Origin of the sequence: Actinomadura sp. CNU-125, assembly GCF_001942465.1 — a bacterium.
Lineage (GTDB): Bacteria > Actinomycetota > Actinomycetes > Streptosporangiales > Streptosporangiaceae > Spirillospora.
In genome coordinates this window covers 1-25,175 of record NZ_MKJY01000593.1, presented here as the reverse complement: position 1 = coordinate 25,175, position 25,175 = coordinate 1, and the positions used below count along the sequence as shown (strand labels likewise).

General features: G+C 74.4%; 25 protein-coding genes and 3 pseudogenes. 20 read left to right on the top strand and 8 right to left on the bottom strand.

The window, feature by feature from the left end:
- Positions 1 to 112 precede the first annotated feature (112 nt).
- From BJF79_RS48300 to BJF79_RS48270, 6 genes and pseudogenes are all read left to right on the top strand, one after another.
- The gene (locus tag BJF79_RS48300; RefSeq protein WP_075907311.1) at positions 113 to 916 is read left to right on the top strand and encodes an enoyl-CoA hydratase/isomerase family protein; all 804 of its coding nucleotides are present in this window, start codon (positions 113 to 115) and stop codon (positions 914 to 916) included.
- Positions 913 to 1,740, top strand: a pseudogene (locus BJF79_RS64890) (hypothetical protein); the annotation flags it as partial. The gene BJF79_RS48300 and the pseudogene BJF79_RS64890, both read left to right, overlap by 4 nt.
- A gap of 578 nt (positions 1,741 to 2,318) precedes the next feature.
- Positions 2,319 to 2,870 carry an acetate--CoA ligase family protein gene (locus BJF79_RS64885; RefSeq protein WP_158079532.1) on the top strand — a complete coding sequence of 184 codons (552 nt, stop codon included), beginning with the start codon at positions 2,319 to 2,321 and terminating at the stop codon, positions 2,868 to 2,870.
- Positions 2,867 to 4,096: an acyl-CoA dehydrogenase family protein gene (locus tag BJF79_RS48285; RefSeq protein WP_075907308.1), complete on the top strand. Its 1,230-nt coding sequence runs from the start codon at positions 2,867 to 2,869 to the stop codon at positions 4,094 to 4,096. Before BJF79_RS64885 ends, BJF79_RS48285 begins: the two co-directional genes overlap by 4 nt.
- A gap of 181 nt (positions 4,097 to 4,277) precedes the next feature.
- Positions 4,278 to 5,117: an acyl-CoA dehydrogenase family protein gene (locus BJF79_RS64880; protein ID WP_083734807.1), complete on the top strand. Its 840-nt coding sequence runs from the start codon at positions 4,278 to 4,280 to the stop codon at positions 5,115 to 5,117.
- Positions 5,118 to 5,293: 176 nt separating this feature from the next.
- The gene (locus tag BJF79_RS48270) at positions 5,294 to 6,043 is read left to right on the top strand and encodes an IclR family transcriptional regulator (RefSeq protein WP_075907305.1); all 750 of its coding nucleotides are present in this window, start codon (positions 5,294 to 5,296) and stop codon (positions 6,041 to 6,043) included.
- 101 nt (positions 6,044 to 6,144) lie between these two features.
- Here the strand turns inward: BJF79_RS48270 and BJF79_RS48265 are convergent, their stop codons facing one another.
- The 7 genes and pseudogenes from BJF79_RS48265 to BJF79_RS48235 form a co-directional block, all read right to left on the bottom strand.
- Entirely contained in the window at positions 6,145 to 7,314 is a 1,170-nt protein-coding gene (locus tag BJF79_RS48265) for an acyl-CoA dehydrogenase family protein (RefSeq protein ID WP_262403657.1), read from the bottom strand.
- 1 nt (position 7,315) lies between these two features.
- The gene (locus tag BJF79_RS48260) at positions 7,316 to 8,626 is read right to left on the bottom strand and encodes an acyl-CoA dehydrogenase family protein (RefSeq protein WP_262403656.1); all 1,311 of its coding nucleotides are present in this window, start codon (positions 8,624 to 8,626) and stop codon (positions 7,316 to 7,318) included.
- Between the two features lie 43 nt (positions 8,627 to 8,669).
- A pseudogene (locus BJF79_RS48255) lies at positions 8,670 to 9,447 on the bottom strand (SDR family NAD(P)-dependent oxidoreductase).
- 41 nt (positions 9,448 to 9,488) lie between these two features.
- Positions 9,489 to 10,676, bottom strand: a complete 1,188-nt coding sequence (locus BJF79_RS48250; RefSeq protein ID WP_075907304.1) for a thiolase family protein — start codon at positions 10,674 to 10,676, stop codon at positions 9,489 to 9,491.
- Between the two features lie 3 nt (positions 10,677 to 10,679).
- A complete protein-coding gene (locus BJF79_RS48245; RefSeq protein ID WP_075907303.1) occupies positions 10,680 to 11,918 on the bottom strand; it encodes an acyl-CoA dehydrogenase family protein in 1,239 nt (412 codons plus the stop codon).
- Positions 11,919 to 12,105: 187 nt separating this feature from the next.
- Positions 12,106 to 12,978, bottom strand: a complete 873-nt coding sequence (locus BJF79_RS48240; protein WP_075907302.1) for an ABC transporter permease — start codon at positions 12,976 to 12,978, stop codon at positions 12,106 to 12,108.
- Positions 12,975 to 13,808, bottom strand: a complete 834-nt coding sequence (locus BJF79_RS48235) for an ABC transporter ATP-binding protein (RefSeq protein WP_075907301.1) — start codon at positions 13,806 to 13,808, stop codon at positions 12,975 to 12,977. Before BJF79_RS48235 ends, BJF79_RS48240 begins: the two co-directional genes overlap by 4 nt.
- A gap of 129 nt (positions 13,809 to 13,937) precedes the next feature.
- On the opposite strand from BJF79_RS48235, the gene BJF79_RS48230 reads away from it, so the two are divergent.
- The 4 genes from BJF79_RS48230 to BJF79_RS48215 all read left to right on the top strand — a co-directional run bounded on the left by BJF79_RS48230 (position 13,938) and on the right by BJF79_RS48215 (position 17,970).
- Positions 13,938 to 14,909 carry an LLM class flavin-dependent oxidoreductase gene (locus BJF79_RS48230; RefSeq protein ID WP_075907300.1) on the top strand — a complete coding sequence of 324 codons (972 nt, stop codon included), beginning with the start codon at positions 13,938 to 13,940 and terminating at the stop codon, positions 14,907 to 14,909.
- A gap of 69 nt (positions 14,910 to 14,978) precedes the next feature.
- Complete coding sequence (locus BJF79_RS48225) at positions 14,979 to 15,773, top strand: enoyl-CoA hydratase/isomerase family protein (protein ID WP_075907299.1); 795 nt, start codon at positions 14,979 to 14,981, stop codon at positions 15,771 to 15,773.
- Positions 15,774 to 15,796: 23 nt separating this feature from the next.
- Complete coding sequence (locus BJF79_RS64875; RefSeq protein WP_075907298.1) at positions 15,797 to 16,942, top strand: acyl-CoA dehydrogenase family protein; 1,146 nt, start codon at positions 15,797 to 15,799, stop codon at positions 16,940 to 16,942.
- Positions 16,943 to 16,974: 32 nt separating this feature from the next.
- The gene (locus BJF79_RS48215) at positions 16,975 to 17,970 is read left to right on the top strand and encodes a LysR family transcriptional regulator (protein WP_262403661.1); all 996 of its coding nucleotides are present in this window, start codon (positions 16,975 to 16,977) and stop codon (positions 17,968 to 17,970) included.
- A 140-nt stretch (positions 17,971 to 18,110) separates the two neighbouring features.
- Here BJF79_RS48215 and BJF79_RS48210 read toward each other — a convergent pair whose 3' ends face one another.
- The gene (locus BJF79_RS48210; protein ID WP_075907296.1) at positions 18,111 to 18,725 is read right to left on the bottom strand and encodes a LysR family transcriptional regulator; all 615 of its coding nucleotides are present in this window, start codon (positions 18,723 to 18,725) and stop codon (positions 18,111 to 18,113) included.
- A 370-nt stretch (positions 18,726 to 19,095) separates the two neighbouring features.
- On the opposite strand from BJF79_RS48210, the gene BJF79_RS48205 reads away from it, so the two are divergent.
- The 10 genes and pseudogenes from BJF79_RS48205 to BJF79_RS48175 form a co-directional block, all read left to right on the top strand.
- A complete protein-coding gene (locus BJF79_RS48205; RefSeq protein WP_262403655.1) occupies positions 19,096 to 19,815 on the top strand; it encodes an SDR family NAD(P)-dependent oxidoreductase in 720 nt (239 codons plus the stop codon).
- Positions 19,816 to 19,819: 4 nt separating this feature from the next.
- Positions 19,820 to 20,692 (top strand): MaoC family dehydratase, encoded by an 873-nt coding sequence (locus tag BJF79_RS48200; RefSeq protein WP_075907295.1) that lies wholly within the window; start codon positions 19,820 to 19,822, stop codon positions 20,690 to 20,692.
- A gap of 202 nt (positions 20,693 to 20,894) precedes the next feature.
- Entirely contained in the window at positions 20,895 to 21,107 is a 213-nt protein-coding gene (locus BJF79_RS68110; protein WP_410050233.1) for a Zn-ribbon domain-containing OB-fold protein, read from the top strand.
- Positions 21,107 to 22,234, top strand: coding sequence for a thiolase C-terminal domain-containing protein (locus tag BJF79_RS48190; protein ID WP_075907294.1), 1,128 nt, complete (start codon positions 21,107 to 21,109; stop codon positions 22,232 to 22,234). Before BJF79_RS68110 ends, BJF79_RS48190 begins: the two co-directional genes overlap by 1 nt.
- A gap of 18 nt (positions 22,235 to 22,252) precedes the next feature.
- Entirely contained in the window at positions 22,253 to 22,441 is a 189-nt protein-coding gene (locus tag BJF79_RS64870) for a hypothetical protein (protein ID WP_262403654.1), read from the top strand.
- Positions 22,363 to 22,578, top strand: a pseudogene (locus tag BJF79_RS68105) (AMP-binding protein); the annotation flags it as partial. The gene BJF79_RS64870 and the pseudogene BJF79_RS68105, both read left to right, overlap by 79 nt.
- A 280-nt stretch (positions 22,579 to 22,858) precedes the next feature.
- On the top strand, positions 22,859 to 23,473 hold the full coding sequence (locus tag BJF79_RS52470; RefSeq protein ID WP_158079530.1) for an AMP-binding protein: 615 nt from the start codon (positions 22,859 to 22,861) through the stop codon (positions 23,471 to 23,473).
- A 115-nt stretch (positions 23,474 to 23,588) separates the two neighbouring features.
- Positions 23,589 to 23,780, top strand: a complete 192-nt coding sequence (locus tag BJF79_RS56845; RefSeq protein WP_158079529.1) for an AMP-binding enzyme — start codon at positions 23,589 to 23,591, stop codon at positions 23,778 to 23,780.
- Positions 23,781 to 23,916: 136 nt separating this feature from the next.
- A complete protein-coding gene (locus BJF79_RS48180) occupies positions 23,917 to 24,993 on the top strand; it encodes a zinc-binding dehydrogenase (RefSeq protein ID WP_075907293.1) in 1,077 nt (358 codons plus the stop codon).
- Positions 24,990 to 25,175: aldehyde dehydrogenase family protein (locus BJF79_RS48175; RefSeq protein ID WP_143221002.1), on the top strand; the 186-nt coding region annotated here is incomplete at its 3' end. The genes BJF79_RS48180 and BJF79_RS48175, both read left to right, overlap by 4 nt.

Here is a 25,175-nt window from a genome sequence, read left to right as displayed (position 1 = left end):
GTCTTTGCACATATGTCTCCAGTGCCGCGAAAGTGGGAGCCGAGACCCGCATACCGCCGCATACCGCGCCATACGCTGGCACAACACGCGCCGACAGAACACCGGAGCACCCATGACCGAACGTCACGTCACCGTCGAGCGGCAGGGCCGCGTCGGCCTGGTCTTCCTGGACCGTCCGGACCGCCGCAACTCCTACACCCCGCTGATGGCCCTCCAACTCCAGGAGGCGCTGGTCGCCTTCGACGCCGACCCGGACGTGTCGGTGGTCGTGGTGAGCGGGCGCGGCGCGCACTTCGGCGTCGGCGCGGACCTCGACATGAACTGGCGCGACGAGAAGACCCACGGCGTCGAGACGCTGACCGAGCCGGAGAAGGCGCCGTGGAATTTGAGCACGCCGATCATCGCGGCCATCAACGGTGACGCCATCGGCGTGAGCCTCACCTGGGCGATGCAGGCCGACATCCGCGTCGTGGCCGACTCGGCCCGGCTGGCCTTCTCGTTCAACCGGGTCGGCATCCTGCCCGACCGCGGCTCGACCTGGCTCCTCCCCCGGCTGGCGGGCTTCGGCGTCGCGATGGACCTGCTGCTGACCGGCCGGACGATCGACGGCGTCGAGTTCGAGCGCCGCGGCCTGGCGACCCACATCGCCGCGCCGCGGGACGTGCTCGGGGTCGCCGTCGAACTCGCGGCCGACATGGCCGAGCGCTGCGCGCCGGTGTCGATGACCGCGACGAAGCGGCTCATGTACGAGTTCCTGGAGTCGACCGACCGGGTCGCGGCGTACAACCGGGAGCGCCGCGTCCTGACCTGGATCCGCAGCTGCGGCGAAACTGCGGGGCATCGCGGCTTCAAGGAGAAGCGCGCGCCCGACTGGGGCACCACCAAGCACACCCGCGTCCCGGCGGAGCTCCGATGAGGACGGACGTGCCGGGCGGGTCCCGGCCGGACGTCCCCGACCTGCGTCCGCTGCTCTCCCCCCGCACCGTCGCCGTCATCGGCGGCACGTCGCGGGAGACCGGCCTCGGCGCCCGCACCCTGCGGCACCTGCGCGAGGCGCGGTTCGGCGGCGAGGTGCTGACGCCCGGCCCGCGCGCCGGTCTCGACCGGGACGTGGACGTCGCGCTGCTCTGCGTGCCGGCCGCGGCCGTCCAGGAGGTGCTCGACCGCATCGACGGGCGCGCCGCGTTCGCGGTCGTGTTCGCCTCCGGGTTCGAGGAGACCGGCGGCGGCTCGCTGACGACCGCGCGGGGCACCGTCGTGCTGGGCCCGAACACCGTCGGGCTGTACCACGCGCCGGACCGCGCCGTGCTGACGTTCGCCCAGGCGTTCGACAGCCTCGTCGACTGCCGGCACGGGAGCGGCGCGTTCCTCGTCTCGCAGAGCGGCGCGTTCGGCGCCCGCGTCGTCACGGCCGCCGCCCGGTACGGCTTCCACCTCGACGGCTTCGTCGGCAGCGGCAACGAGGTCCACCTGGACGCCTGCACCCTGGCCCGGGGCGTTCTCGCCGCGGCCGACCCCCGGGTCCTGCTCCTCTACCTGGAGGGGATCCGCGACGCGGACGCCCTGCGGGCACTGCTGGCCGACGCGGAGCACCGCGGCGTGCCGGTCGTGTGCCTGCTCGGCGGACGCTCCGCGGCCGGGGCCACCGCGGCCGCCTCGCACACCGCGGCGGTGAGCACCGACACCGCGGTGACGCGCGAGCTGTTCGAGGCGTACGGCGCCGTGCTCGTCGGCTCCGACCGCGAGCTGGTGCTCGCCGGGCTGGGCCTGTCCCTGCTGGGCCGCGCGGCCGGGCGCCGCACCGGCATCGTGACGGGCTCCGGCGGGGCCGGTGTCGTCGCCGCCGACCTGCTCGGCGGCGCCGGTCTCGAGGTCCCGGTCCTCGGCGCCGACCTCCAGCGGCGCCTCATGGCGTACCTGCCGGACATCGCCTCCCCCCGCAACCCCGTCGACGTGACCGCGCAGGCGATCGGCTACGACGCGACGCTCGAGAAGGTCTGCACGACGCTGCGGGAGAGCGGCGAGGTCGATCTCGTCGTCGTGATCGGCCGCGAGGACCAGGCCGCCGCCGCGGGTGCGCGCGCCGGCGGCGCGCCGCCCACGGTCGTCGCGACGCTCGTCCCGGCCGTGGTGAAGCCGCGCATCGAGGCCGGCGAGGTCGTCCTGCCCGACCTCGACTCGGCGTGCCGGGTCCTCGCGGCCTGCGCGCCGCCGGGGCCCGGCGTCGGCGCCGCCCTCCGGCCGGCCTCGCCGCGTCCGCCGTCCTGCTCTCCGACCCGACCGCGTCCGAGAGCCTCCGGCTCGTCGCCGACGCGGGGGTGGCGGCCGCCGGTTGGGGCGCCGCCGCCACAGCCGACGAGGTACTGGCCCGCGGCGAGGAGCTGGGCTGGCCGGTCGTCCTCAAGTCCGACGTCGCGGCGGGCGTCCACAAGGCGCGCGCGGGCGGGGTCCGGCTCGACGTCACCGCGGCCACCGCCCACGGCGTCGCCGCCGACCTGCTCGCGGGCGGCGTCCCGCTGATCGTGGCGCGGCAGCTCCGCGCGTCGCTGGAGCTGTTCGCGGGCGTCCGGCGCGATCCCCAGTGGGGCCCGGTGGTCTCGGCGGGTCTCGGCGGCGCGCACGTCGAGCTGCTGGACCGGACGGTCGCCATGCCCGCGGCCCTCGGCGCCGGGCACTTCGCCCGGCGGCTCGCGGCCGAGCTGTTCGACCGCGTGCCGGGACGGTACGACGGGCTGGCGGAGGCGCTGGCCGCGGCGGCGTTCGCCCTCGCCGACCTCGCCGACCGCACCGGCGCCGCGCTCGTCGAGTGCAACCCGCTCGGGGTGGTCGACGGCCGGATCGTCGCCCTCGACGCCAGGGTCGTGCGATGAGCGCCGCGCCGCGGCTGGAGGAGCTGCTGCGACGGGTGCTGCCCGCACGCTGGACCGAGCTGGTCGACGCCGACGACCGCGAGGGCCTCGCCGACCACCTCGCCGGTCTCGATGCCGAACTGACCGCCGGTCTCGTCCGGACGGTCGCGGCCGACGGCTGGCTCGTCCCGGAGTGGCCGGTCCGCCTGGGCGGGCGCGCGCTGCCGCCCGACGAGACGGTCGACGTGCGCCGGACCCTCGCCCGCTGGCGGGTGGGCACGGTGGAGAGCGCGATCGGCACCGGCTGGGTCGGGCCCGCGATCCTGAAGTTCGCCGGGGACGACGTCGCCGCCGAGCTGCTCCCGCCGATCGCCCGCAACGAGGTGCTCTGGTGCCAGCTCTTCAGCGAGCCGGAGGCCGGTTCCGACCTGGCCTCGGTCCGGACCCGCGCCCGCCCCGACGGCGACCGGTGGCGCCTCACCGGCCGCAAGATGTGGACGAGCCGCGCCGACCGGGCGGGCTGGGGCCTCGCGGTCGCCCGTACCGACATCGACGTGCCCAAGCACGCCGGGCTGACGTGCTTCCTCGTGGACCTCTCGACGCCCGGCGTCCAGGTCCGGCCGATCCTCCAGATGACCGGCGACGCGGAGTTCTTCGAGGTCGCCCTCGACGACGTCGCGGTGCCCGACCGGTACCGCCTCGGCGCGCCCGGCCAGGGCTGGGAGGTCGTGCGCACGGTGCTCCAGCTCGAACGGCTGGCCGGTTCGGGGGCGGGCGCGGCCACGCCCGGCTCCGTCGTCGGCCGCACCGTCGACGAGCTCGTCGCCGAACGCCTGCCGGGGGCCGATCCCGTCCAGGCGGACGCGATCGTGCGCCTGTACGTCGAGTCGCAGGCGATCGCGCTGAACAACCGGCGCAACGCCCTCCACCGTTCGCGGGGGCTGCCCCCGGTGGCGAACGGCACGCCGTACAACAAGGTGCTGCAGGCCGAGCACACCAAGCGCCTCCAGCGCGGCATCCTCGGCGGCACCGGCCTCGGCACGGTCGCGCACGCCCCCGGCGACCGCGCCCGTTCGTACGACGCCTGGGCCTTCCTGCGCGTGCAACCGAAGACCATCGCGGGCGGCACCTCGGAGGTGCTCCGCGACCAGATCGCCGAGCGCGCCCTCGGCATGCCGCGCGGAGCGGACCCGAGCAAGACCGTCTCCTGGCGCGAGTTCACCGGCTCCCGGGGGGAGAACACATGAGGCCGACGTCCACCGAGCAGACGGACTTCGCCGCGAGCATCGGCGCCCTGCTCCGCAAGCGCGACCCGCTGGAGCCGCTGCGCCGCGCGCCGGGGCCCCGGCCGTTCGACGCGGGCCTGTGGTCGGAGCTGGTGGCCACCGGGCTCCTCGAACCGGCCGAGGCCGGTGACGTGGTCACCGCATGCCTGGTCGCCGAGGCCCTCGGCCGGGCCGCCGCGCCGCTGCCGTTCCTGAGCGCGTCGGTCGCGGGCGCCCTCGTCGGCGCGGCGGGCGGCGAGGTCGGGGGCCTGGTGACGTACGGGCTGCTGGCCGAGGACGGCACCTGGACCGCGCCCGCGCTCGAACTCCGCGACGGCCGCGTCCACGGCGCCCTCCCGTTCGTGCCGGACGCGGACGCCGCCGACGCCGTCGTCGCGGCCGTGCGGCGCCCGCGGGCCCGCGGCTGGCGCTGGTACGGACGGCCGACGCGACCGTCGAGCCGCTGGAGACCCTCGACGCCACCCAGCCGCTCGCCCGCGTGGTCTGCGCGGGCTCGCCCGCGACCGTCCTGCCCGCGGGCGGCGACGCCCTGGCCCGCGTGGTCGAGGAGGCGCGCCTGCTCGCGCTGGCCCTGCACTGCGCGACGCTGCTGGGGCTGTCGGCCTGGCTCCTCGACACGACCGTCGAGTACGCCGGGCGGCGGGTCCAGTTCGGCATGCCGATCGCCGCCCGGCAGGCCGTCAAGCACCGGTGCGCGAGCATGCTGGTCCAGGTCGAGTCCGTCCGCTCGATGGTGCTCGAACTGGCCGACGTCCTCGAAACCGGCGCCGGCGACCGCGCCCTCGTCGCCGCGACCGCGATGGCCTGGACGACCGAGGCGGCCGAGGAGGTCGCCGGAGGCGCCCTCCAGTTGCACGGCGGCATCGGCTTCACGTGGGAGCACGATCTGCACCACTACTTCAAGCGCTGCACCGTCGGCGCCCTGCTGCTGGGCACCGCGGCCCACCACCGCGCACGGATCGCGGCCGCGCTCACCGGCTGACCGGCGGCCGGAGCGGAGCCGAGGCCGCCGGTCAGGCGATCGCGCTCGCCGGGAGTGTGGGGCCCGTCCCCGAAATGACTTGCCTGACCTGCGGTCCGACCTGAAATCCGATTCGACTGAGCAAAACCTTGGTAGGCTTCAGCGGAACTTGTCCCGGAGATTCAGGAGGCCCAGCGGTGGCCGAGGGTTCGATCGCACGGACGCTGCGGGTGCTCGAAGCGGTCTGCGACCACGGTCCGCAGACCCTGAAGGTGCTCAGCGAGCGCACCGGGCTCGCGCCGCCGACGCTGCTGCGGATACTGCGCCTGATGGCGGACGAGGGCTACGTCGTGCAGCAGCCCGACCGGACCTGGCGCGGGACGATGCTGGTGTGGCGGCTCGGCTGCGCGGTCAACACGTCGGTCGGCCTCCTCGCCATCTCCCGCGAGCACACCGACCGGCTGACCGCCGAGCTGGACGAGACGTCGGTCTACGCCGTCTACGAGCAGGGCGCGGTGACCTACGCGGCCCACTCGGAGCCGATCAAGCCGGTCCGCGCGCACGTGCGACTCGGGCAGCGCTACCGGCTCCTCGCGGTGACCACCGGCCAGGCCGTGCTGGCCTGGCTCGACGAGGCGGCCGTCGAGCGGGCCCTCGCCGAGCAGGCCGACAACGGCGACCCCCGCGACCCCGAGCAGGTCCGGACCATGCTGGACGGGATCCGGCGGCACGGCTACGCGGCCGGTCCCGGCGTGCGCTGGCCCGACCTGTGGGGCTGCGCCGCGCCCGTCTTCGACGCCACCGGAGACGTCGTGGGCGCCCTCGGCGTGTCCATCCCGACCGCGCGCGCCGAGGAGATCAGCGACCGGGTCGTCGCGGGCGTGCTGCAGGAGGCGGACGCCATGAGCACCCGCCTCGGCCGGCCGGCCGTCGTCCGGGAGGTCTGACCGCACGGGAGGTCTGACCGCAGACGCGCGAAGCCCCCGCCGAACCGTCCTCGGACGGCGCGGCAGGGGCTTTTCCGCAGGGCCCCCGGCCCCCGGCCGGATCAGGCCAGCCGGAGCGTCCGGGCGATGATGCCCTTCATCACCTCGCTGGTCCCCCCGTAGATGCGGGCGACGCGCGCGTCGGCGTACATCCGGCAGATGTCCTGCTCCCAGACGTAGCCGTAGCCGCCGTGCAGTTGGAGACAGGCGTCGGCCACGCGGCCGTGCAGTTCGGTGCAGAACAGCTTGACCTGGGCCGCCGCGGCCGGGGCGAGCTCGCGGCGCTCGTGCCGGGCCATGGCCTGGTCGGCCAGTGCCTGGCCCGCCGCGATCTGCGTCGCCTGCTCGGCGAGGACGAACTTGGTGTTCTGGAAGCCGCCGAGCCGCTGCCCGAACACCTCCCGGTCGCGCACGTAGTCGCAGGTCACGTCCAGTGCCGCGACGGCCTGGGCCTGCGAGTTGACCGCGATGGACAGCCGCTCCTGGGCCAGGTGGGACGACAGGTACCGGAACGCATGCCCCTCCTCTCCGAGCACGTTGGCCGCGGGCACGCGCACGTCGTCGAAGAAGAGCTCGGTCGTGTCCTGCGCCCTGAGGCCGAGCTTGTCGAGTTTGGCGCCGCGGGTGAAGCCGGGCATGCCCGCCTCGACCACGACGATGGTCAGCCCGGCACGGCGGTCCTCCCCGGACGACGACGAGCGCGCCACCACGAGGACGAGGTCCGACTGCGCGCCGCCGGTGATGAAGGTCTTCGCGCCGTTGAGGATCCAGTCGGAGCCGTCACGGCGCAGCGTCGCGCGCATCCCGGCCAGGTCGGAGCCCGTGCCGGGCTCGGTCATCGCGATCGACGTCATCAGCTCGCCGCTCGCCATCCCGGGTAGCCACCGGCGCTTCTGCTCGTCGGTCGCCAGGGACAGCACGTACGGCGTGACCACGTCGGTGTGCACGCGCAGGGAGCCCAGGGTCACCCGTTCGTAGGCGACCTGCTCGGTCACGACGCAGTTGAAGAGGAAGCCGTCCTGGCCGCCGCCGCCGTACTCCTCGGGGATCTGCAGCCCGACCAGGCCGAGCTCTCCGGCGGACCGGTAGACGTCCCGGTCCACCGTCCCCGCGGCCTCGAACTCGGGGACCCGCGGCGCCACGTCGTTGCGCAGGAAGGCGCCGACCGTCTCGGCGAAGGCCCGGTGCTCGTCGCCGTAGACGGTACGGTCCGGCAGGGATCGCGGGGACACGTCACTTCCTCCGCTGGCTGCCGCTGACGCCGAGCACCTGGGCACCGAGCACGTTGCGCATCACCTCGGGCGTCCCGCCGCCCATCGCGAGGCCGCGCCCGTCGCGGAAGTAGCGCTCCACCGGCCAGCGGCGCGAGTAGCCGCGGGCGCCGTGCACGCCGATGGCCGTGTTGGTGACCCGCTGCACCATCTCGCTGCTGTGCAGCTTGGCCATGAGGGTCTCCGTCTGGTCCGGGAAGCCCCCGTCCCCGCTGCGGGCGGCCCGCCACACCAGCATCCGCGAGACGTGCACGTCCAGCGCCATGTCGGCGGTCTTCCACTGCAGTCCCTGGAACTCCGCGAGCGGGCGGCCGAACTGGCGGCGGGCGTTGAGGTGCCCGACGCTCGCGTCGAGGGCGGCCTGGCCGAGCCCCGTGCACATGGCGGCGTTGCCGCACCGCTCGGGGTTGAACTGGTTGACCAGGATGCCGGTGCCCCTCTTGGACTTCTCCTCGGGCATGACGAGGACGTCCTCCGGGCCGATGCGGACGTCGTCGAAACGGACCAGGCACTCGGCGACGCCCCGGATCCCCATCTTCGGGTCGATGTGGAACTCGCCCATCCCGTCGGGCCGCCCGGTGATCACCACGGCGCCGATGCCGTACGGACCGGACGTCCCGGCCAGGCGGGCGAACACGATGATGGTGTCGGCGACGTGCCCGCCGGTGATCCAGCACTTGGTGCCGGTCAGCCGGAACCCGTCGCCGTCCGGCGTCAGGGTGGCCCGCAGGTCGGTGCCCGCGCTGCCGGCGCCCGGCTCGCTCATGGCGATCGCGAAGTGGTTCGTGCCGTCCGCGACCCCCGGGAGCAGCCGGTCCTTCATCTCCTCGCTGCCGAGGACGCTGATCGCGCGCCACGGGCCGTTCAGGAACGGCTGGACCGACATCGCGGTGCTCAGGCAGGCGCGCGCCAGCTCCTCGACCACGATGCACCCTTCGAGCAGGCTCTCGCCCCGCCCGCCGTACCGCTTCGGGATCGTGAGCCCGACGAGCCCCGCCTCCAGGACGGCCTCGAACGTCTTGCGCGGGAACTCCTCGGTCTCGTCCCAGTGCCCGGCCATCGGACGCAGCTCGCGGACGGCCACCTCGCGGGCCAGTTCGCGGATCTCGCGCTGGCGCGGGGTGAGTTCCGCCCACATGCCGTCGTAGGTCGGCTCCGGGTCGAGCGCGGCCGGGTCCCAGACGTCGCGGGCGGCGTCGAACATCGGCTCCTGCCCTGGCAGGCCGTCCCCCGTCGGGGGTCCGGCCGCGGGTGTCGTGGTGTCGACGCTCATGAAGGTCGCCTTTCAGAGGGAGGGAGCAAAAGCTCGGACGGCGTCATCGCGGGGCCATCCGGATGGCGCGTCGAGCCGGATCGTCTCGCCGTTGAGCATGGGATTGGTGATGATGCAGGCGGCCATGGACGCGAAGTCCGCGGGGTCGCCGAGCCGCGCCGGGTGCGGGATCGAGGCGGCCAGGCGGCCGCGGACCTCCTCCGGCACACGGGACAGGATCGGGGTGTCGAACAGGCCCGGCGCGATCGTGTTCACGCGGACGTGGTTGCGGGCCAGGTCACGGGCGGCGACGAGGGTCATGCCGACCACCCCGGCCTTGGACGCGGCGTACGGCAGCTGGCCGATCTGCCCCTCCCAGGCCGCGACGGAGGCGGTGAGCACGCACGCGCCGCGCTCGCCGTCCGGCAGGTCGTCGAGGGGCACCATCGCCGCGGCCGCGTGGCGCAGCACGTTGAAGGTCCCGATCAGGTTGGTCTGGATCACGTCCTGGAACCGCTCCATGGAGCCCGGCGCGCGTCCTTCTCGACCACCCGGACGGGCCCGCCCCGCCCCGCGCAGTGCACGAGCGCGCGGAGCTCGCCGAGTTCGGTCGCGGCCCGCACGGCCGCCTCGACCTGGTCGGAGTCGGTCACGTCGGCGGCGGCGAACCGCACCCGCCCCGCGGCGCCCGCGCCGATCTCCGCGGCGACGCGCTCGCCGTCGCCGCCCTCCAGGTCGAGGAGGACGACGTGCGCCCCGTCGGCGGCCAGCCGCCGCGCGGTCGCCCGGCCCAGGCCGGACGCCGCTCCGGTGACGAGTGCCGCTTTCCCCCGAATGTCCATTCGTTGTGCCCTTCGTGTCGTCGGTGGCGCGGTCGGCGCCGTCAGGCGATCCGCTCCAGGACGGTCGCGTTCGCGAGGCCGCCGGCCTCGCACATGGTCTGCAGGCCGCGGGTGCCGCCGGTCTGCTCCAGGTGGTTGAGGAGCGTGACGAAGATGCGGCAGCCGCTCGCGCCGAGCGGGTGGCCGAGCGCGATCGCGCCGCCGCGCGGGTTCAGGCGGTCGTGGTCGGCTCCGAGTTCTCTGGCCCAGGCGAGCGGGACGGACGCGAACGCCTCGTTGACCTCGAAGGCGTCGAAGTCGCCGAGCGCGAGGCCGGTGCGTTCCAGGATCCGCCGGGTCGCCGGGATGGGGCCGGTCAGCATCATCTCGGGGTCGTCGCCGACGACGGACGAGCCGGTGATGCGGGCGCGCGGGACGAGGCCGAGCCGCTCGGCCTTCTCCGCGCTCATCAGCAGCACCGCCGCCGCCCCGTCGGTGAGCTGGGAGCTGTTCCCGGCGGTGACCGACCAGGTGCGGCCCGGCAGGAGGTCGGCGTACTCCGCCGATTCGAAGACGGCCTTCAGCCCGGCGAGCCCCTCGACCGTGGTGGCCGGGCGGATCGTCTCGTCGGCCGTCACCTTCGTGCCGTCCGGGAGGGTGATCGGGACGATCTCGGCGTCGAAGCCGCCGGATTCGGCGGTGGCCCGCGCCCGCCGGTGGGACTCGGCGGACAGCCGGTCCTGCTCCTCGCGGGTGATGCCCCAGGTCTCGGCGACCCGCTCGGCGGCGACGCCCTGCGGGACGAGCCGGAAACGTCCGGCGACGCCGGGGCCCCAGGGGTCCTGCCCGATGCGGGCGATCCCCATCGGGACGCGGCTCATCGACTCGACGCCCGCGGCGATGACGACGTCGTGCAGGCCCGTCGCGATGCCCTGCGCGGCGAACTCGATCGCCTGCTGCCCCGAGCCGCACTTGCGCTCGACGGTGGTGGACGGGACGTGCACGGGGAAGCCCGCGGACAGCCACGCCATCCGGCCGGGCGTCGCGGACTGCTCGCCCGCCTGGCTGACGCAGCCCACGATGACGTCTCCGACGATGCCGGGGTCGATGGACGTCCGCGAGACGAGGTGGGCGAGGGTCTGTGCGAGGAGTTCGACGGGGTGGAGGCCGCTCAGCGCGCCCCCCGGCTTGCCCTTGCCCATCGGGGTGCGGCACCCGTCGACGATGACGACGTCACGAAGCTCGGCCATGGCTCACGCGTCCTTTCCGCCGGTGGCGCCGCGCGCCGGACGCGCCGGGCGCTGGTCGAAGGAGCGCCCGAGCAGCTCGGAGGCGATGCGGGTGCGCTGGATGTTGGGGGTGCCGCCGGCGAGCGCCCAGCCGTGCGCGTCCCGGTGCATCCGCTCCAGGCCGTACTCCTCGGTGTAGCCGTTCGCGCCGTGCAGCATCATCGCCATGTCGGTGACCCGCTTGGCCATCTCGTTGGCGGCGCACTTGGCGAGCGAGACGTGCAGCGTGCTCGGGGTGCCCGCGTCGAGCCCGGCGACCGCGCGGTCGCGGAGCAGGCGCACCGACTCGACCTCCAGGAGCATGTCCGCGAGGGTCGCCTGGACCGTCTGGAACTCGGCGATGGGACGGCCGAACTGCTCGCGCTCCTGGACGTAGGCGATGGTCTTGTCCAGTGCGGCCTGCCCCAGGGCGAGGCTCATCGTGGTGTTACCGAGCCGTTCGATGGAGAACATCGAGAACAGGTCGCGGAAGCCGCCGGGCGGCCGGGCGACGATGTTCTCCACCGGGACCTCGACGTCGTCGAGGATCACGTCCGCGGACGGCAGGCCGCGGAAGCCCATCAGCCGCTCCCGGGCCCCGAACGAGACGCCCGGGCGGTCGGCCTCGACGATCACCGCTCCGATGCCCTTGGCGCCCGGGATGTCGTCCATCCGGCAGTAGACGAGGTAGCGGTCGGCGTCTCCGCCGTTGGAGATCCAGCGCTTCAGGCCGCGCACGACGACGGTGTCGCCCCTGACGTCCGCGCGGGTGACCATGTCGGTGGCGGCCGATCCGGCGTCCGGCTCGGAGATGCCGATGGCCATCGCGTTGTCGCCACTGATCACCCCGGGCAGGAACCGCCGCTTCTGCTCCTCGGTGCCGAGCCGCACCAGGTGCTGCGCCGGTCCGACGTTGGCCTCGAACACCTGGAAGGCCGCCGGGGGCCATACCTTCGCCAGTTCCTCGACGACGGCCAGGGCTTCGGCGAACGTCCCTCCGGCGCCTCCGTACCGCTCGGGGAGGGCGATGCCCAGCCATCCGAGGGATCCCAGGTAGCGCCGCTCGTCATGGGTGATGACGGTCCGGTCCCGGTCCCACTGCTCGACGTGGGGGGCGTAGCGCTTCTCCGCCACCTGGCGGGCGATCTCGCGCAGCTCGGAGATGTCGGTCGGCTCGGCGGCGGGACGCGGATCGTCCGGCCGCGGCTGGAATGTCGTGGTCATACGGTGTGCTGCTTTCCCGTCTGCGGGGAGCGCGGGTCCGTCCGTCCCGGCGCTCGTCGCCGAGCGCGGGCGGACCCGCATGGTGGATGGGACGTGCGTCGGCGCGGCGGCCGGACCGGCCGCCGGATCGGTGGCCGGATCGGTGGCCGGATCGGTGGCCGGATCGGTGGCCGGATCGGTGGCCGGGTCAGCGGCTCTGGGCGTACTCGCTGTCCGCCCAGCGCGACACGCGGGAGCCGAGCCACCCGACCAGCCCGCCGAACAGGACGCCGACGATCGAGATGGTCACGACGCCGACGTACATCCGGTCGGGGACGAAGATCTGCCAGGCGTGCCAGGTGTAGTAGCCGAGTCCCTCGTGGGCGTTGACGAACTCGACGGCGATGACCAGCAGCATGGAGATGCCCGAGGCGAGCTTGAGGCTGGAGACGATCTGCGGCGTGATCGCCGGGACGATCATCCAGCGGAACCGCTGGCCGGGCGACAGGCCGTAGGACCGCGCGACCTCGTGGAACGCGGTGGGGATCATCATCGCGGCCGACAGCGTCGTGAAGGCGACGATGTAGAACGTGCCGAGGGAGATGAAGACCAGCTTCGGCACCTCGCCGAGACCGAAGAGGAGCAGGAACAGCGGCAGCAGCGCGAGCTTCGGGATGACGTAGAGCGCGCGGATCAGCGGTTCGAGCATCCAGCGCAGGATCTTCACCTGGCTCATCAGCAGGCCGATGAGGATTCCGGCCAGCGATCCGATGACGTAGCCGGTCAGCAATCGGACGATGGTGATCTTGAGTTCGGACCAGAGCAGTCCGCTCCGCAGGTCCTCCTGCGCCTTCGCCGCCACCGCGCTCGGCTGGCTGAAGAAGCGGGCGTCGATCCAGCCCGACCGGGCCGAGATCTCCCAGGCGACGAGCACGCCGACGGGGAGAACGAGTCCGAGGACGAGCCGCAGGACGCCGTCCCGCCGCGCCTGGTCCGTCGCCGACCGCTGCTTGGGGTCGGGGCGGCGCTCGACCCAGTGGTCCTCGTTCCGGGTGCTGCTCCGGTCCATCTGCACGGTCACTGGACGACCTCCTCGACCGTCTCGACGTCGCCTCTGAGGTCGGCCCAGAGGTCCTCCTCCAGCCGGCCGAACTCCGGGTCCTTCCTCAGCTCCGCCGACCGCGGGCGCTCGAACGGGACGTCGACGACGCGGCGCACGCGTCCCGGACGGGCCGACATCAGGGCGATCCGGTCGGACAGCAGGATCGCCTCGTCGAGGTTGTGGGTGACGAAGAAGACCGTGTAGCTGTGCTCGCGGACGATGGCGAGGAGTTCCTCCTGGAGCACCTTGCGCAGCTGCGCGTCGAGCGCCGCGAAGGGCTCGTCCATCAGCAGGATCTCGGGCTCGACGACGAACGCGCGGGCCAGGGCGACGCGCTGCTTCATGCCGCCGGACAGGTTGCCCGGGAGCGACTTCTCGAACCCGGCCAGGCCGACCCGCTCGATCCACTCCTGTGCGCGGCGGCGCGCCTCGGCGCGGTCCACCCCGGCGGCGTCGAGCCCCAGGCGGACGTTCGCCTCGACCGAGCGCCAGGGGAAGATCGAGTACTCCTGGAACACCGGGGCGACGAGCGGCCGGTCCCGGTGCTCGTGGTTGATCCGGACGACCCCGCCCGTGGGCTTCTGCAGCCCCGCGAGCACCCGGAGCAGCGTCGACTTCCCGCACCCCGACGGCCCGGCAACCGAGAGGAACTCGCCGCGCCCGACGGTCAGGTCGACGTCGTCGAGGGCGACGACGTCCTCCCGGCCGCGCCGGCGGTACCGGTAGGACAGGCCCTCGATGCGGATCTTGTCGGGGATCGGCGCGACGTCGCCCGCCGGGGGCGACTCGGAGCGCACGGCCTCAGTCATAGGGCCCCTCTCAGCATCGTCACGACTCGTCCATTGATTCGATTGAGTGAAATTCAATTTCCTTGGTATGAATCATCTGTGTGATCTGAGGTTATGTCAAGGGTCACGACACGACGGAGAGGAACGACCATGCGCCTGTGCGCCAACTGGCTCCCGCTTTCCCTCGACCTGACCCGGGAGGTGGCCGCCCGGTGCGAGGCGGCCGGACTGTGGGGCATCGGGATCGGCGACTCTCCCAACTACGGAGAGCTGTACGCCGCCTGCACCGCCGCGCTCGGCGCGACGTCCTCGCTGGTCGTGAGCACCAGCGTGACCAACCCCGTGACCCGGCACTGGTCGGTGCACGCCGGCGCCGTCCGCGCCCTCGCCGCCGCCCACCCCGGCCGGTTCCGCCTGGGGTTCGGCCGCGGCGACTCGGCCGTGCACACCTTCGGCCTGCGGCCCGCGTCCCTGGCCGACCTCGAACGCTTCGGACGCTCGGTGGCCGACTCCGCGCGGGCGGCCGGCGTCGATCCCGTCCTGCTCGTCGCGGCCAGCGGTCCCGCGACGCGCGGGTCGCCGGGCGCGTGGCCGACGGAGTCATCGCCGGCGTCGGCGCGGACCCCGTCGCGCTCCGCACGATCCGCGACGCGCGCAGGACGCCCGCGGCGCGGCGCGACGCCGCGCGACGCCGACACCCCCGCCGCTCGTCCCGAGGTCTGGGCGTCGGTGCGGATCGCCATCGGACGGGACGACGCCGAGGTGCGCGACCTGCGGCGACGCCTCGTCCCGCGCGCGGTGAGCGCGTCGCACTTCGCCTTCGCGTCGACCTTCGAGGGCAAGAACGTCCCCGCCGAGTACGCGGACGTGCTCGCCGAGCGCTACGCGACCTACGACTACGGCTCGCACGGCCGCTCCGGCGCGACCTCGAACGCGACGATGTTCGCGGACCGTCCCGACATCGAGGACTACCTGCTCGGCCGCTTCGCCGTCGTGGGACGCGCGGACGACTGCCGGGCACGGCTGGAGGAGCTGTCGGCGCACGTCGACGGCGTCTACCTGTCGCTGCTCTTCGAGGACGCCCTGCCCCAGCTCGACCGGATCGGCGCGATGCTCGCATAGGCGCGGGACTCCCCCGCGTTCGGCGGCAGGTCTTGGTCGGCGCGGGACGCGGCGCCCTTGAATGACGGCGTGGAACAGCAGAGCAATCCCGGCGACGAGGTACGCCTCGCCCTCGACGGATCCGTGGCCACCGTCACGATCGACCGCCCGGCCGTCCGCAACGCGATGGACCGGGACGCCTGGACCGTCCTCGGCGGCCATCTGGAGACGGTCGCCCGGTCGGAGGCGCGCGTGCTGGTGCTCACCGGGACGGGCGGGCACTTCTGCGCGGGCGCCGACACCTCGGCGCGGCGGCGCCCCGACCTCCACCCCCTGGACCGCCTCGGCCACGTCACCGCGCCCCTGGTCGCCCTGCAGGAGCTGCCGCTCCCGGTCGTGGCGAAGGTCGACGGTCCCGCCGTGGGCGCCGGGCTGAGCCTGGCGCTGGCGGCCGACCTCGTCGTCGCCACGACCCGGGCCCGGTTCGGGACCGGGTTCGCGCGCCGCGGGCTCTCGCTCGACACCGGGTCGTCGTGGTCGCTTCCCCGGGCCGTCGGGCTGCAGACGGCCAAGCGGCTCGCCTACCTGGCCGAGACGCTCGACGCGGCGGAAGCCCACCGGCTCGGCCTGGTGACCTGGCTCGTCGACCCCGGCGAGGCGGACCCGTTCACCGCCGACCTGGCGCTGCGCCTCGCCGCCGCCCCGCCCGTCGCCGTGCGGCTCGACAAGGAGCTGCTCGACCGCTCCCACGAGCGGTCGTTCCGGGAGGCCGTCGCGGCCGAGAACGTCGCCCAGGCGGTCAACATGGGGACCGACTCCCCGACCGCCCGGGAGGCGCTCGCCCGGGGCGGGCGTCCCGCCTTCACCGGCCGCTGGCGCGGCTGACCCGAGCGAAAAGGAGACACGCGATGCAGACGTCGATCTACCACGAGGAGCACGAAGCCTTCCGGCGGTCGGTGCGGGCGTTCCTCGCGAAGGAGGTCGTCCCGCACTTCCGCGACTGGGAGGCGGCCGGGTGCGTCCCGCACGAGATCTACCAGAAGCTCGGGGACCTGGGCATGCTCGGCCTCCGCGTTCCGGCCGAGTACGGCGGCGGCGGCGAGGACGGCTTCCTCTACTCGTCGGTGTGGTCGGAGGAGTGCGGCCGGGCGGGCGTCTCGCTCGGCGGCGCGGCGACGCACATGAACCTCGTCATCCCCTACATCCTGCGACAGGGCACCGAGGAGCAGAAGCGGCGCTGGCTGCCCGACATGGTCGCGGGGCGGCGGATGGGCGCCATCGCGATGACCGAGCCGGGCACCGGCTCCGACCTGGCCGGGATCCGCACGACGGCGCGGTTCGAGGACGGCCACTGGGTGCTGTCCGGCGGCAAGACGTTCATCACCGGCGGCATCAACGCCGACCTCGTGATCGTCGTGGCGCGCACCAGTGAGCACCCCGACCGGCGGACGGGCCTGTCCCTCCTCGTCGTCGACGCCGACAGCGAGGGGTTCGGCCGCGGCCGCAACCTGGAGAAGATCGGGCTCAAGGCGACCGACACCGCCGAGCTGTTCTTCGACGACGTCGCCGTCCCCGCGGGCCATCTCCTCGGCGAGGAGGGGCAGGCGTTCCGCTACCTCGCGCACAACCTGGTGCAGGAACGGCTCGGCATCGCCCTCGGCTCCCAGGTCTCGGCCGAGAAGGCGCTGCGGATCACGGTCTCCTACGTCAAGGACCGCAAGGCGTTCGGGCAGCCCGTGTCGTCCTTCCAGAACACGAAGTTCAAGCTCGCCTCCTGCCACGTGGAGGTGACCGCGGGTCGCGCCCTGCTCGACCGGGCCATGCGCGCGCACGAGGCCGGCGAACTCACCGCCGCCGAGGCGTCCGCGGTCAAGGTCTACTGCACCGAGACGCAGAACCGGGTGATCGACCGGTGCCTGCAACTGCACGGCGGGTACGGGTTCATGCGGGAGTACGAGATCGCCCGGATGTACACCGACTCGCGCATCTCCCGGATCTACGGTGGAACCAACGAGGTCCAGCGCGTCATCATCGCCAAGGCGCTGGGGCTGTAAAGACGGGCGGAAGGACGGGCGGGAGGCCGGCCATCGAACTGCAGCAGCTCCGCTACTTCGTCGCGGTCGCCGAGGCGCGGAGCATCAGCGGCGCGGGGACGGCGCTGGAGGTGACCCAGTCGACCGTCTCGCAGGCGGTGCACGCGCTCGAGAAGGAACTCGGCGCCCTGCTGTTCCACCGGACCGGCCGCGGCATGACGCTGACCTCGGCCGGTCACGGCCTGCTCGGACCCGCGCGCCGGATCCTGCGCGAGACCCGGCAGGCCGAGGCCGCGGTCTCCGCCGGACCGCGCCGCGGCGCGCCGCGGCTCGACCTCGCGGCCCTGCCGCCCGCGCTCGACGGCCCGCTGGCCGACGTCCTCGCGGCGTTCCTCCGCTCGAACCCCGAGACGGTCGTGCACGTCCACGAGCTCGGCTCCGAGCAGGAGGCCGCCGAGGTGCTCGCCTCCGGGACGGCGGAGGTCGTCGCGACCCGCCTCCCGCTCGACATCGGACGCACCGGCGACCGGCTCGCGACGTTGCCGCTCGGCACATACGACGTCTACGTCGCCCGTCCGCCGGTCTCCGGCGGGGAACCTGACGACGCCGTCCACGAGCCGCCGATCGGCCTCGCCGAACTGCACGACGTCCCGCTCGTCCTGATGCCGCCGCGTCCGATCCTGTCCGCGGGCATGGCGGCGATGATCGAGGAGAGCGGCCCGCACCTCGTCCGGCGGGCCGTCGTCGGGCAGCAGGAGACCCGCACCGCCTGGATGCTGGAGGGCATCGCGGCGACGCTGCTCGGTTCGCGGCGGGCGGCCGAGGCGGCCCGGCAGGGAGCACGCCCGATCCGGTTGCGCGGCGGCACCGATCTCACGGTCGGCCTGGCCTGGGATCCCCGGACGACGTCGCCGACGGCGCGTCTCTTCGTGGCCTCCGCGTACGCGGCGACAACGCGACGTCCAGCAGCGCCTCGGCCGCCGACGTCAGCCGCTCCGGGCGGCGGGCCAGCCCGACCCGGCGGAACACCGGCGGATCCAGCGACCTGAGCTCCACGTCCGGGAGGAGCCGCTCGGCGACGGCGCGCGACACGAACGTGACCAGGACGTCCCGTCGCACGAGGTCCCACAGCAGGCGGCGCTGGGCGCTGCGCAGCCGCGGCTCCCCCAGCACTTCGGCCATGGTCCGCTCACCGGTCGTCCGGCCGCCGGACGGCCGCGCGAGCACCCCCGACGGCAGGTCCCGGACCAGCGCGCGCCGCAGCATCCGGGAGGCCCGCGGCCAGGCCGGGGCCCGCCGCGATGACCAGCTCCTCCCGCGCCAGCTCGACGGTCTCCAGGGACGCCTTGTGGACCGGGAGCTCGACCAGCCCGATCTCGGCCGCACCGTCCGTGACCTCGGCCAGCACGCCCGCCACGGACCCGGGCTCGCGGACGTGCACCTGCAGGCCCGGGTGGGCGTCCAGCAGCCGCTTGACCCACGGGCCGAGCGGATGGATCGCCAGGGTCGAGGCCGCCGCGACCGTGAGGCGTCCGGCGTCGAGCCGCGCCACCCGGCCGACCCGCTCGCGGGCCTCGTCGACCTCGGCGAGGACGGACCGCGCCCGGACCTCCAGTTCGCGGCCGGCGTCGGTGAGCCGCAGACCCCGCCCGACGCGCTCGAACAGGACGACTCCGAGACGCTGCTCCAGCGTGCGCAGCGCCTGCGAGACCGACGGCTGCGCGACGTACAGCGCCTCCGCGGCGCGGGTGACACCGCCGTGATCGATGATCGCCACGAAGAAGCGGAGCAGCCGCAGGTCCACGCCCGCACGTTAGTACAGGTCACCGGGCACGCCGCGGCGGACCCATAGGTCGCGGCGATCGGCGCGACCGGGATCAGGTCTTTGTCGCGGGCCGCCGCCGGACGTCAGAGTGCGGCCGTGGGCGTCGCGTCCGGCGGCGCCGCCCGGGGGACCTCCCCGATCCGCCCGCCGCGAGAGGACCGCACCAGATGACCGCTCCACCGACCACCGAAGGATCCTGCTCCGGCCGGGTCGCCATCGTGACCGGTGCCGGTCGCGGCCTCGGCGCCGAGTACGCCCGCCGCCTCGCCCGCGCTCGGCGCGCCGTCGTCGTGACGACCTGGGCGTCGGCCTCGACGGCGCGGCCGACGGCACGACGCCCGCCGACGGGGTGGCCGCCGAGATCCGCGCGGCGGGCGGGCGGGCCGTCGCGAGCGGCCACGACGTCTCCTCGTGGGACGAGGCCGGACGGCTCGTCGGGCTGGCCGTCGAAACCTTCGGCGACCTCGACGTCCTGGTCAACAACGCCGGGGTGCTGCGCGACCGGACGATCGCCCGCATGACGGAGGCCGAGTGGGACTCGGTGATCCGGGTGCACCTCAAGGGCACCTTCGCCACCGCCCACCACGCCGCGGACCACTGGCGCGGGCGCCACCGCGAGCGGCCCGGACGCGCGGGGCGGCTGATCAACACGACCTCCGTCTCCGGCCTCTTCGGCAACGCCGGCCAGGCCAACTACTCGGCGGCCAAGGCCGGCATCGCGGCCATGACGATCGTCGCCTCGCTCGAACTGGCCCGCTACGGCGTCACCGCGAACTGCGTCTCGCCGGGCGCCGCGACCCGGATGACCGCCGCGCTCGGCGGCGACCGCGACCCGGGCGATCCGTCCCGTTCCCCCGGCTTCCCCGCCGCGGTGGTCGAGTGGCTCGCGTCGGACCGCTCCGACGGCGTGACCGGGCGGGTGTTCCTGACGTCCGGCAAGCGCCTGTCGGTGGCGCAGGGCTGGGAGCACGGCACCCCCGCCGCGCCGAGCGAGGACCTCGCGGAACTCGACGCGACGCTGCGCGGCCTCCTCGCGGCGGCCCGTCCCAACGCCGGCATGCGGGGCTGAGCCGATGCTCGACCGCACTTCGGTGGGCGCCCGCTCGGCGCCGCGCACCCGGGCGTGGACGCCGGACGACGCGCTCCTCTACTCGCTGGCGCTGGGCGCCGGCCCCGACCGGCCCGATCTCGTCACCGAGAACTCCGAGGGCGTGCCGCAGCGGATGCTGCCGACGTACGCCGCGCTGCTCGCGGGCGGCAGCAGACCGCTGCGCGACCGGCTCGGCGGCTGGCCCGCCCACGCGACCGTCCACGGCGCGCAGCGGGTCGACCTGCCCGGCCCGCTGCCCGTCGGCGGCGAGGTCGACGTCGTCTCGTCCGTGGCGGGCATCACCGACAAGGGCTCCGGGGCGCTGCTGGAGATCGAGGCCACCGGCACCGACCGCGCCACGGGCGCCGCGGTGTTCACCGCCCTGACGTCGCTCTTCCTGCGCGGCCAGGGGTGGGGCGAGCCGGAGCGCGGCACGGGAAGCGACCCGGTGCCGGACCGCGGCCCCGACCTCGTCGTCGAGACGCCGACGGCCCCGAACCAGGCGCTCCTCTACCGCCTGTGCGGCGACCGCAACCCCCTGCACAGCGACCCCGCGTTCGCGAGACGCGCCGGATTCGAGCGGCCGATCCTGCACGGGCTGTGCACCTGGGGCATCACCGCCCGGGTCCTGCTCCAGGAACTGGACGCCGCCGGTGCGGACGACCCGCTGGACCGGGTGGCGTCGTACTCCGGGCGGTTCCGCGCACCGGTCGTCCCGGGCGACGCGCTGACGGTCCGCGCCTGGCGGACCGGGCCGGACGCGTGGGCGCACACGACGTCGGTGGGCGAGCGCACCGTCGTCGACCGGGGCGAGCTGGTGCTGCGCCCCTCCCGGCCCGGGCGGGCGGCCGGATGAGCGGCGAGCCCGTGCCCGTCCCGGAGCCGACGCCCGAGACGCTGCCCTACTGGGAGCGACCCGGCGCCGTGAGCTGGTCCGGCACCGCTGCGACCGCTGCGGCGCCGGTTCGCAGCACCCGCGGGCGATCTGCGCCTGCGGTTCGACCGACCTGACGTGGACCGCCTGCACGGGACGCGGACGGCTGTTCTCCTACGTCATCGTGCACCGGCCGGAGCCGGTCTTCGCCGACGAGGCCCCGTTCGTGCTGGCCGTCGTGGAACTCGAAGAGGGCGTCCGGATGACGACCCGGGTCGTGGACGTGCCCGCCGACCCGTCCGCTCTTCCCCTCGACATGGCGGTCGAGCTCCGCTGGATCGAGCGCGGGGACGTCAACCTTCCGGTGTTCGCGCCCGCCGGACCGGGGGGAGCGTGATGGACGCGATCATCGTCGGCGCGGCGGAGACCCGCGTGCTCGGCCGCAACCCCGGCCAGTCGGTGCTGGAGCTGAACGTCGAGGGCGGCTTGCGCGCGCTCGCCGACGCCGGCCTGGAGCCGGGCCAGATCGACGGCGTCGCGGGCGCCTACTCCCCCCACGGCGTCGCCCACGCGCTCGGCATCACGCCCCGCTGGGTCGACACCACCAACGTCGGCGGCTGCTCGTTCCTCATGCATGTGCGGCACGCCGCGGCGGCGATCGCCGCGGGGCACGCCGCCCGCGTGCTGATCACGCACGGCGAGTCCGGCCGGTCGCGGACCGGCACCGTGCCGCGGCCGCGCGACCCGCGGTCCTGGACCGGCCAGTTCGAGGAGCCGTACGGCGCCAGGCCGCCCTACACCCGTTTCACCCTGCCCGCCCTGCGCCACCTCCACGACCGCGGTCTCGACGAGACCGCCCTGGCGCAGGTCGTCGTCGCGCAGCGCCGCTGGTCGTCCCGGGTGCCGCGGGCCGGACGGCGGGACCCGATGACCGTCGGGGACGTGCTGGCGGCGCCGGTCCTCGCGTGGCCGTTCACCGTCCCGATGGTCTGCATGCTGACCGACGGCGGCGGCGGGCTCGTCGTCACCGCGCCCCGGCACGCCACGGCCGGGCAGCTCCGCAGGTCGGTGCGGGTCCTCGGCACCGGCGAGGGCTCCGATCCCCTGCTGGTGGCGCAGGCGCCCGACCCGTCCGGCGATTCCGCGGCCCGGCGCGCGGCCGACGACGCGTTCGCGGAGGCGCGGGTCGGGCGGTCCGAGATCGATCACGTCATGGTGTACGACGCGTTCGCGCACCTGCCGCTGATCGGGCTGGAGTGCCTCGGGCTGGCACCGGCGGGCGGGGCGGCCGAGCTGATCACCGCCGGTGAGACCTCTCCGGGCGGTTCCCTCCCGCTCAACACCAACGGCGGCGGCCTGGCCTACACCCACACCGGGATGTACGGCATGTTCGCCGTCCAGGAAGCCGTCCGCCAGTTGCGCCGCGAGGCCGCGGCGCAGGTGCCCGGCGTGGGCACGAGCGCCGTCCTCGGATACGGCGGGATGTTCACGGCCGCCTCCGTCCTCATCCTCGTGCAAAACTGAGACCACTGGGAGAGACCCATGGTGCGCAACTTCTTCGAGTACGCCGACAACGACCCGGGCCGGGTCGCCGTCGTCGACCCGGCGGGCGGCAGGTCACCTACGGCGAGCTGCGGGACGACGCCAACCGGATCGGCAACTTCCTCTGGTCGCGCGGGCTCGTGCCCGAGGACACGGTCGCCTGCCTGCTGCCGAACTCGTACCAGCTGATGGCGGTGGTCCGCGGCGCGGCACAGCTCCCGCTCCACCTCACCCCGGTCAACTGGCACCTGACGGCGTCGGAGATCGCCTACATCCTGCGCGACTCCGGGGCGAGGGTCCTCTTCACCGCCGATCCGTTCGTCGAGGTCGCCGAGCGGGCCGCCGCCGAGGCCGGGCTGCCGGCCGGGACGGTCATCGTCCTCGCGGTCGCACCGGAGGGCGGCGCGTCCCGCCTGACCGGCCCCGTCGCCGCGGCGTCCGCGACGCGCCGCGCGACCGGGCGGCGGGCAACCGGATGCTCTACACCTCCGGCACGACCGGGCGGCCCCAAGGGCGTCCGGCGCGCTGCGCGGGATCGGCCCGGCCGAGGCCGCCGGTGCGGCCCTGGCCCGGGCCCGCCGCTACGGCGCGGACCACGAGGACGGCGTGTTCCTCGGGTTCGCCCCGATGTACCACGCCTCCCCGCTCGCCTACGCCGACCAGGCGCTCGACGTCGGCCACCGGGTGGTGCTGCTCGAACGCTGGGACCGCGGGCGGGTGCTCCGGGCGATCGCCGAGCACGGCGTGACGTGGCTCTACCTCGTCCCGCTGATGATGCGGGAGCTCGTCGCCCTGCCCGAGGACGAACGCGCCGCGCTCCGGGTCGGGAGCATCCGATCGATCGTGCACACCGCCGCGCCGTGCCCCCCGCACGTCAAGCAGGCCATGATCGACTGGCTCGGCCCGGTGCTGGTCGAGCTCTACGGCGGCACCGAGGGCGCGGCCACGGTGATCACGTCGCGGGAATGGCTCGCCCATGTCGGCAGCGTGGGGCGGCCGCTGCCGCACGTGAGCCTGCGGATCCTGGACGAGGACGGCAACGAGGTTCCCGTCGGCCAGGTCGGCACCGTGTACTTCAAGAACGAGGAGCTCGCGTTCGTCTACCTCGGGGATCCCGCGAAGACGGCCGCGTCGCGCCTGGACGGGCACGTCACGCTCGGCGACCTCGGCCGGATCGACGAGGACGGCTACCTCTACCTCTCCGACCGGTCGCCGACCTGATCATCAGCGGGGGCGTGAACATCTATCCCGCGGAGATCGAGCACGCGCTGCTGGAGCTCCCGGGGGTGGCCGACGCGTGCGTCGTCGGCGGCCGGACGAGAGGTGGGGCGAGAGCGTGCACGCGGTCGTCGTCGTCGACCGTCCGGGCACCCGCGACGGGGTCGCGGCGGCGCTGGACGCCGAGCTCCGCACCCGCATCGCCGGTTACAAGATCCCGCGCAGCTGGGCGTTCGCGGACGCGCTCCCGCGGTCGGCGGCGGGGAAGCTGCTGCGCCGAGAGGTACGGGAGAGCGCCGCCGCACGTTGACCCGGCCGCGCGTCCCGGCCGCGCCACCTGCCGGAACGCGCGGCCGCCGGTCTTGTGGCCCCGCCCGTCCCGGCGCTAGATTTCATTCAGCATAAACAGCTTACGAAGAATAGAACCGCAATCAGGAAGGTGCCCGTTGCGCGCGCTGGTCTGGGACGGAACAGGTCTCCACGTCGACTCGACCATCGAGGTCCGCCCGCCGGGCCCGGGCGAGGTCGCCGTCGACATCGCCATGGCGGGCCTGTGCCACAGCGACGTCAGCCCGATGGAGGGCCGCATCCCCCAGCCCACGCCCGCCGTCCTCGGCCACGAGGCCGTCGGCGTGGTCTCCGCGGCGGGCCCCGGCGCCGACGTGCCCGTGGGGCAGCGGGTCGTGCTCACCGTCCTGCGCCGCTGCGGCGAGTGCCGGCACTGCCGCGAAGGGCGTCCGACTTCCTGCTCCGCCTCCGGCCGCCCCGTCCCCAGCCCGTTCTCCCGCGACGGCGAAGTCGTGCACCAGTTCGTCAGGCTCGGCGCCTTCGCCGAGCGGATCGTGGTGGCCGGGGAACAGGTCATCGCGATGCCCGCGGAGATCCCCGACCCGGTCGCCGCCATGCTCGGGTGCGCCACGGTCACCGCGTTCGGCGCCGTGGAGGACCGCGCCCGCCTCCGGGCCGGCGAGTCGGTGCTGGTGACCGGCGCGGGCGGGATCGGCCTGAACACGATCCTCGCCGCCAGGGCGGCCGGTGCGGGGCCGATCGTGGTCGTCGACCGCAACCCGGCGAAGGAGCGGATCGCGCGCACGTGCGGCGCGACCGACTTCATCGTCCCGCCCGACCCGTCGCGGATCGCCCCGGCCGTGCAGGCGCTGGTGCCCGGCGGCGTGGACGCCGCGTTCGAGTGCGCCGGGCACACCGGGCTCCTCGACGCCGCCGTCCGGTCCCTCGCCGGGGGCGGACGGGTCGTCGTGCTCGGGCTGCCGCCGACCGGCGCGACCCTCGACCTCGAAGTGCGCGCCCTGTTCCAGGACAAGTCCCTGCTCGGCTGCCGCATGGGCTCGGTCGACCCGCACCGCAAGCTCCCCGACCTCGCCGCGCGCGTCCTGCGCGGCGAACTCGACCTGACCCCGCTGGTGTCCGCGGTCGTGCCCGCGCAGGACGCGGCACGGCTCGTCGACGACCTCCGAAACGGCCGCATCGACCGCGGCTTCCTGCGATTCGGGAGCACCTCGTGACCACGACCGCCCACCACCTGATCGCCGGCGACGCCCTGACCACCGCCGCCACGTACGACGTCACCGACCCCTACACCGAGCAGGTCATCGCCGTGGTCGCCGACGGCGGCCGCGCCGCGGCCGACGCCGCCGCGACCGCCGCCGCCGAGGCGCGCGAGGCCTGGGCGGCGACCCCGGTCGAG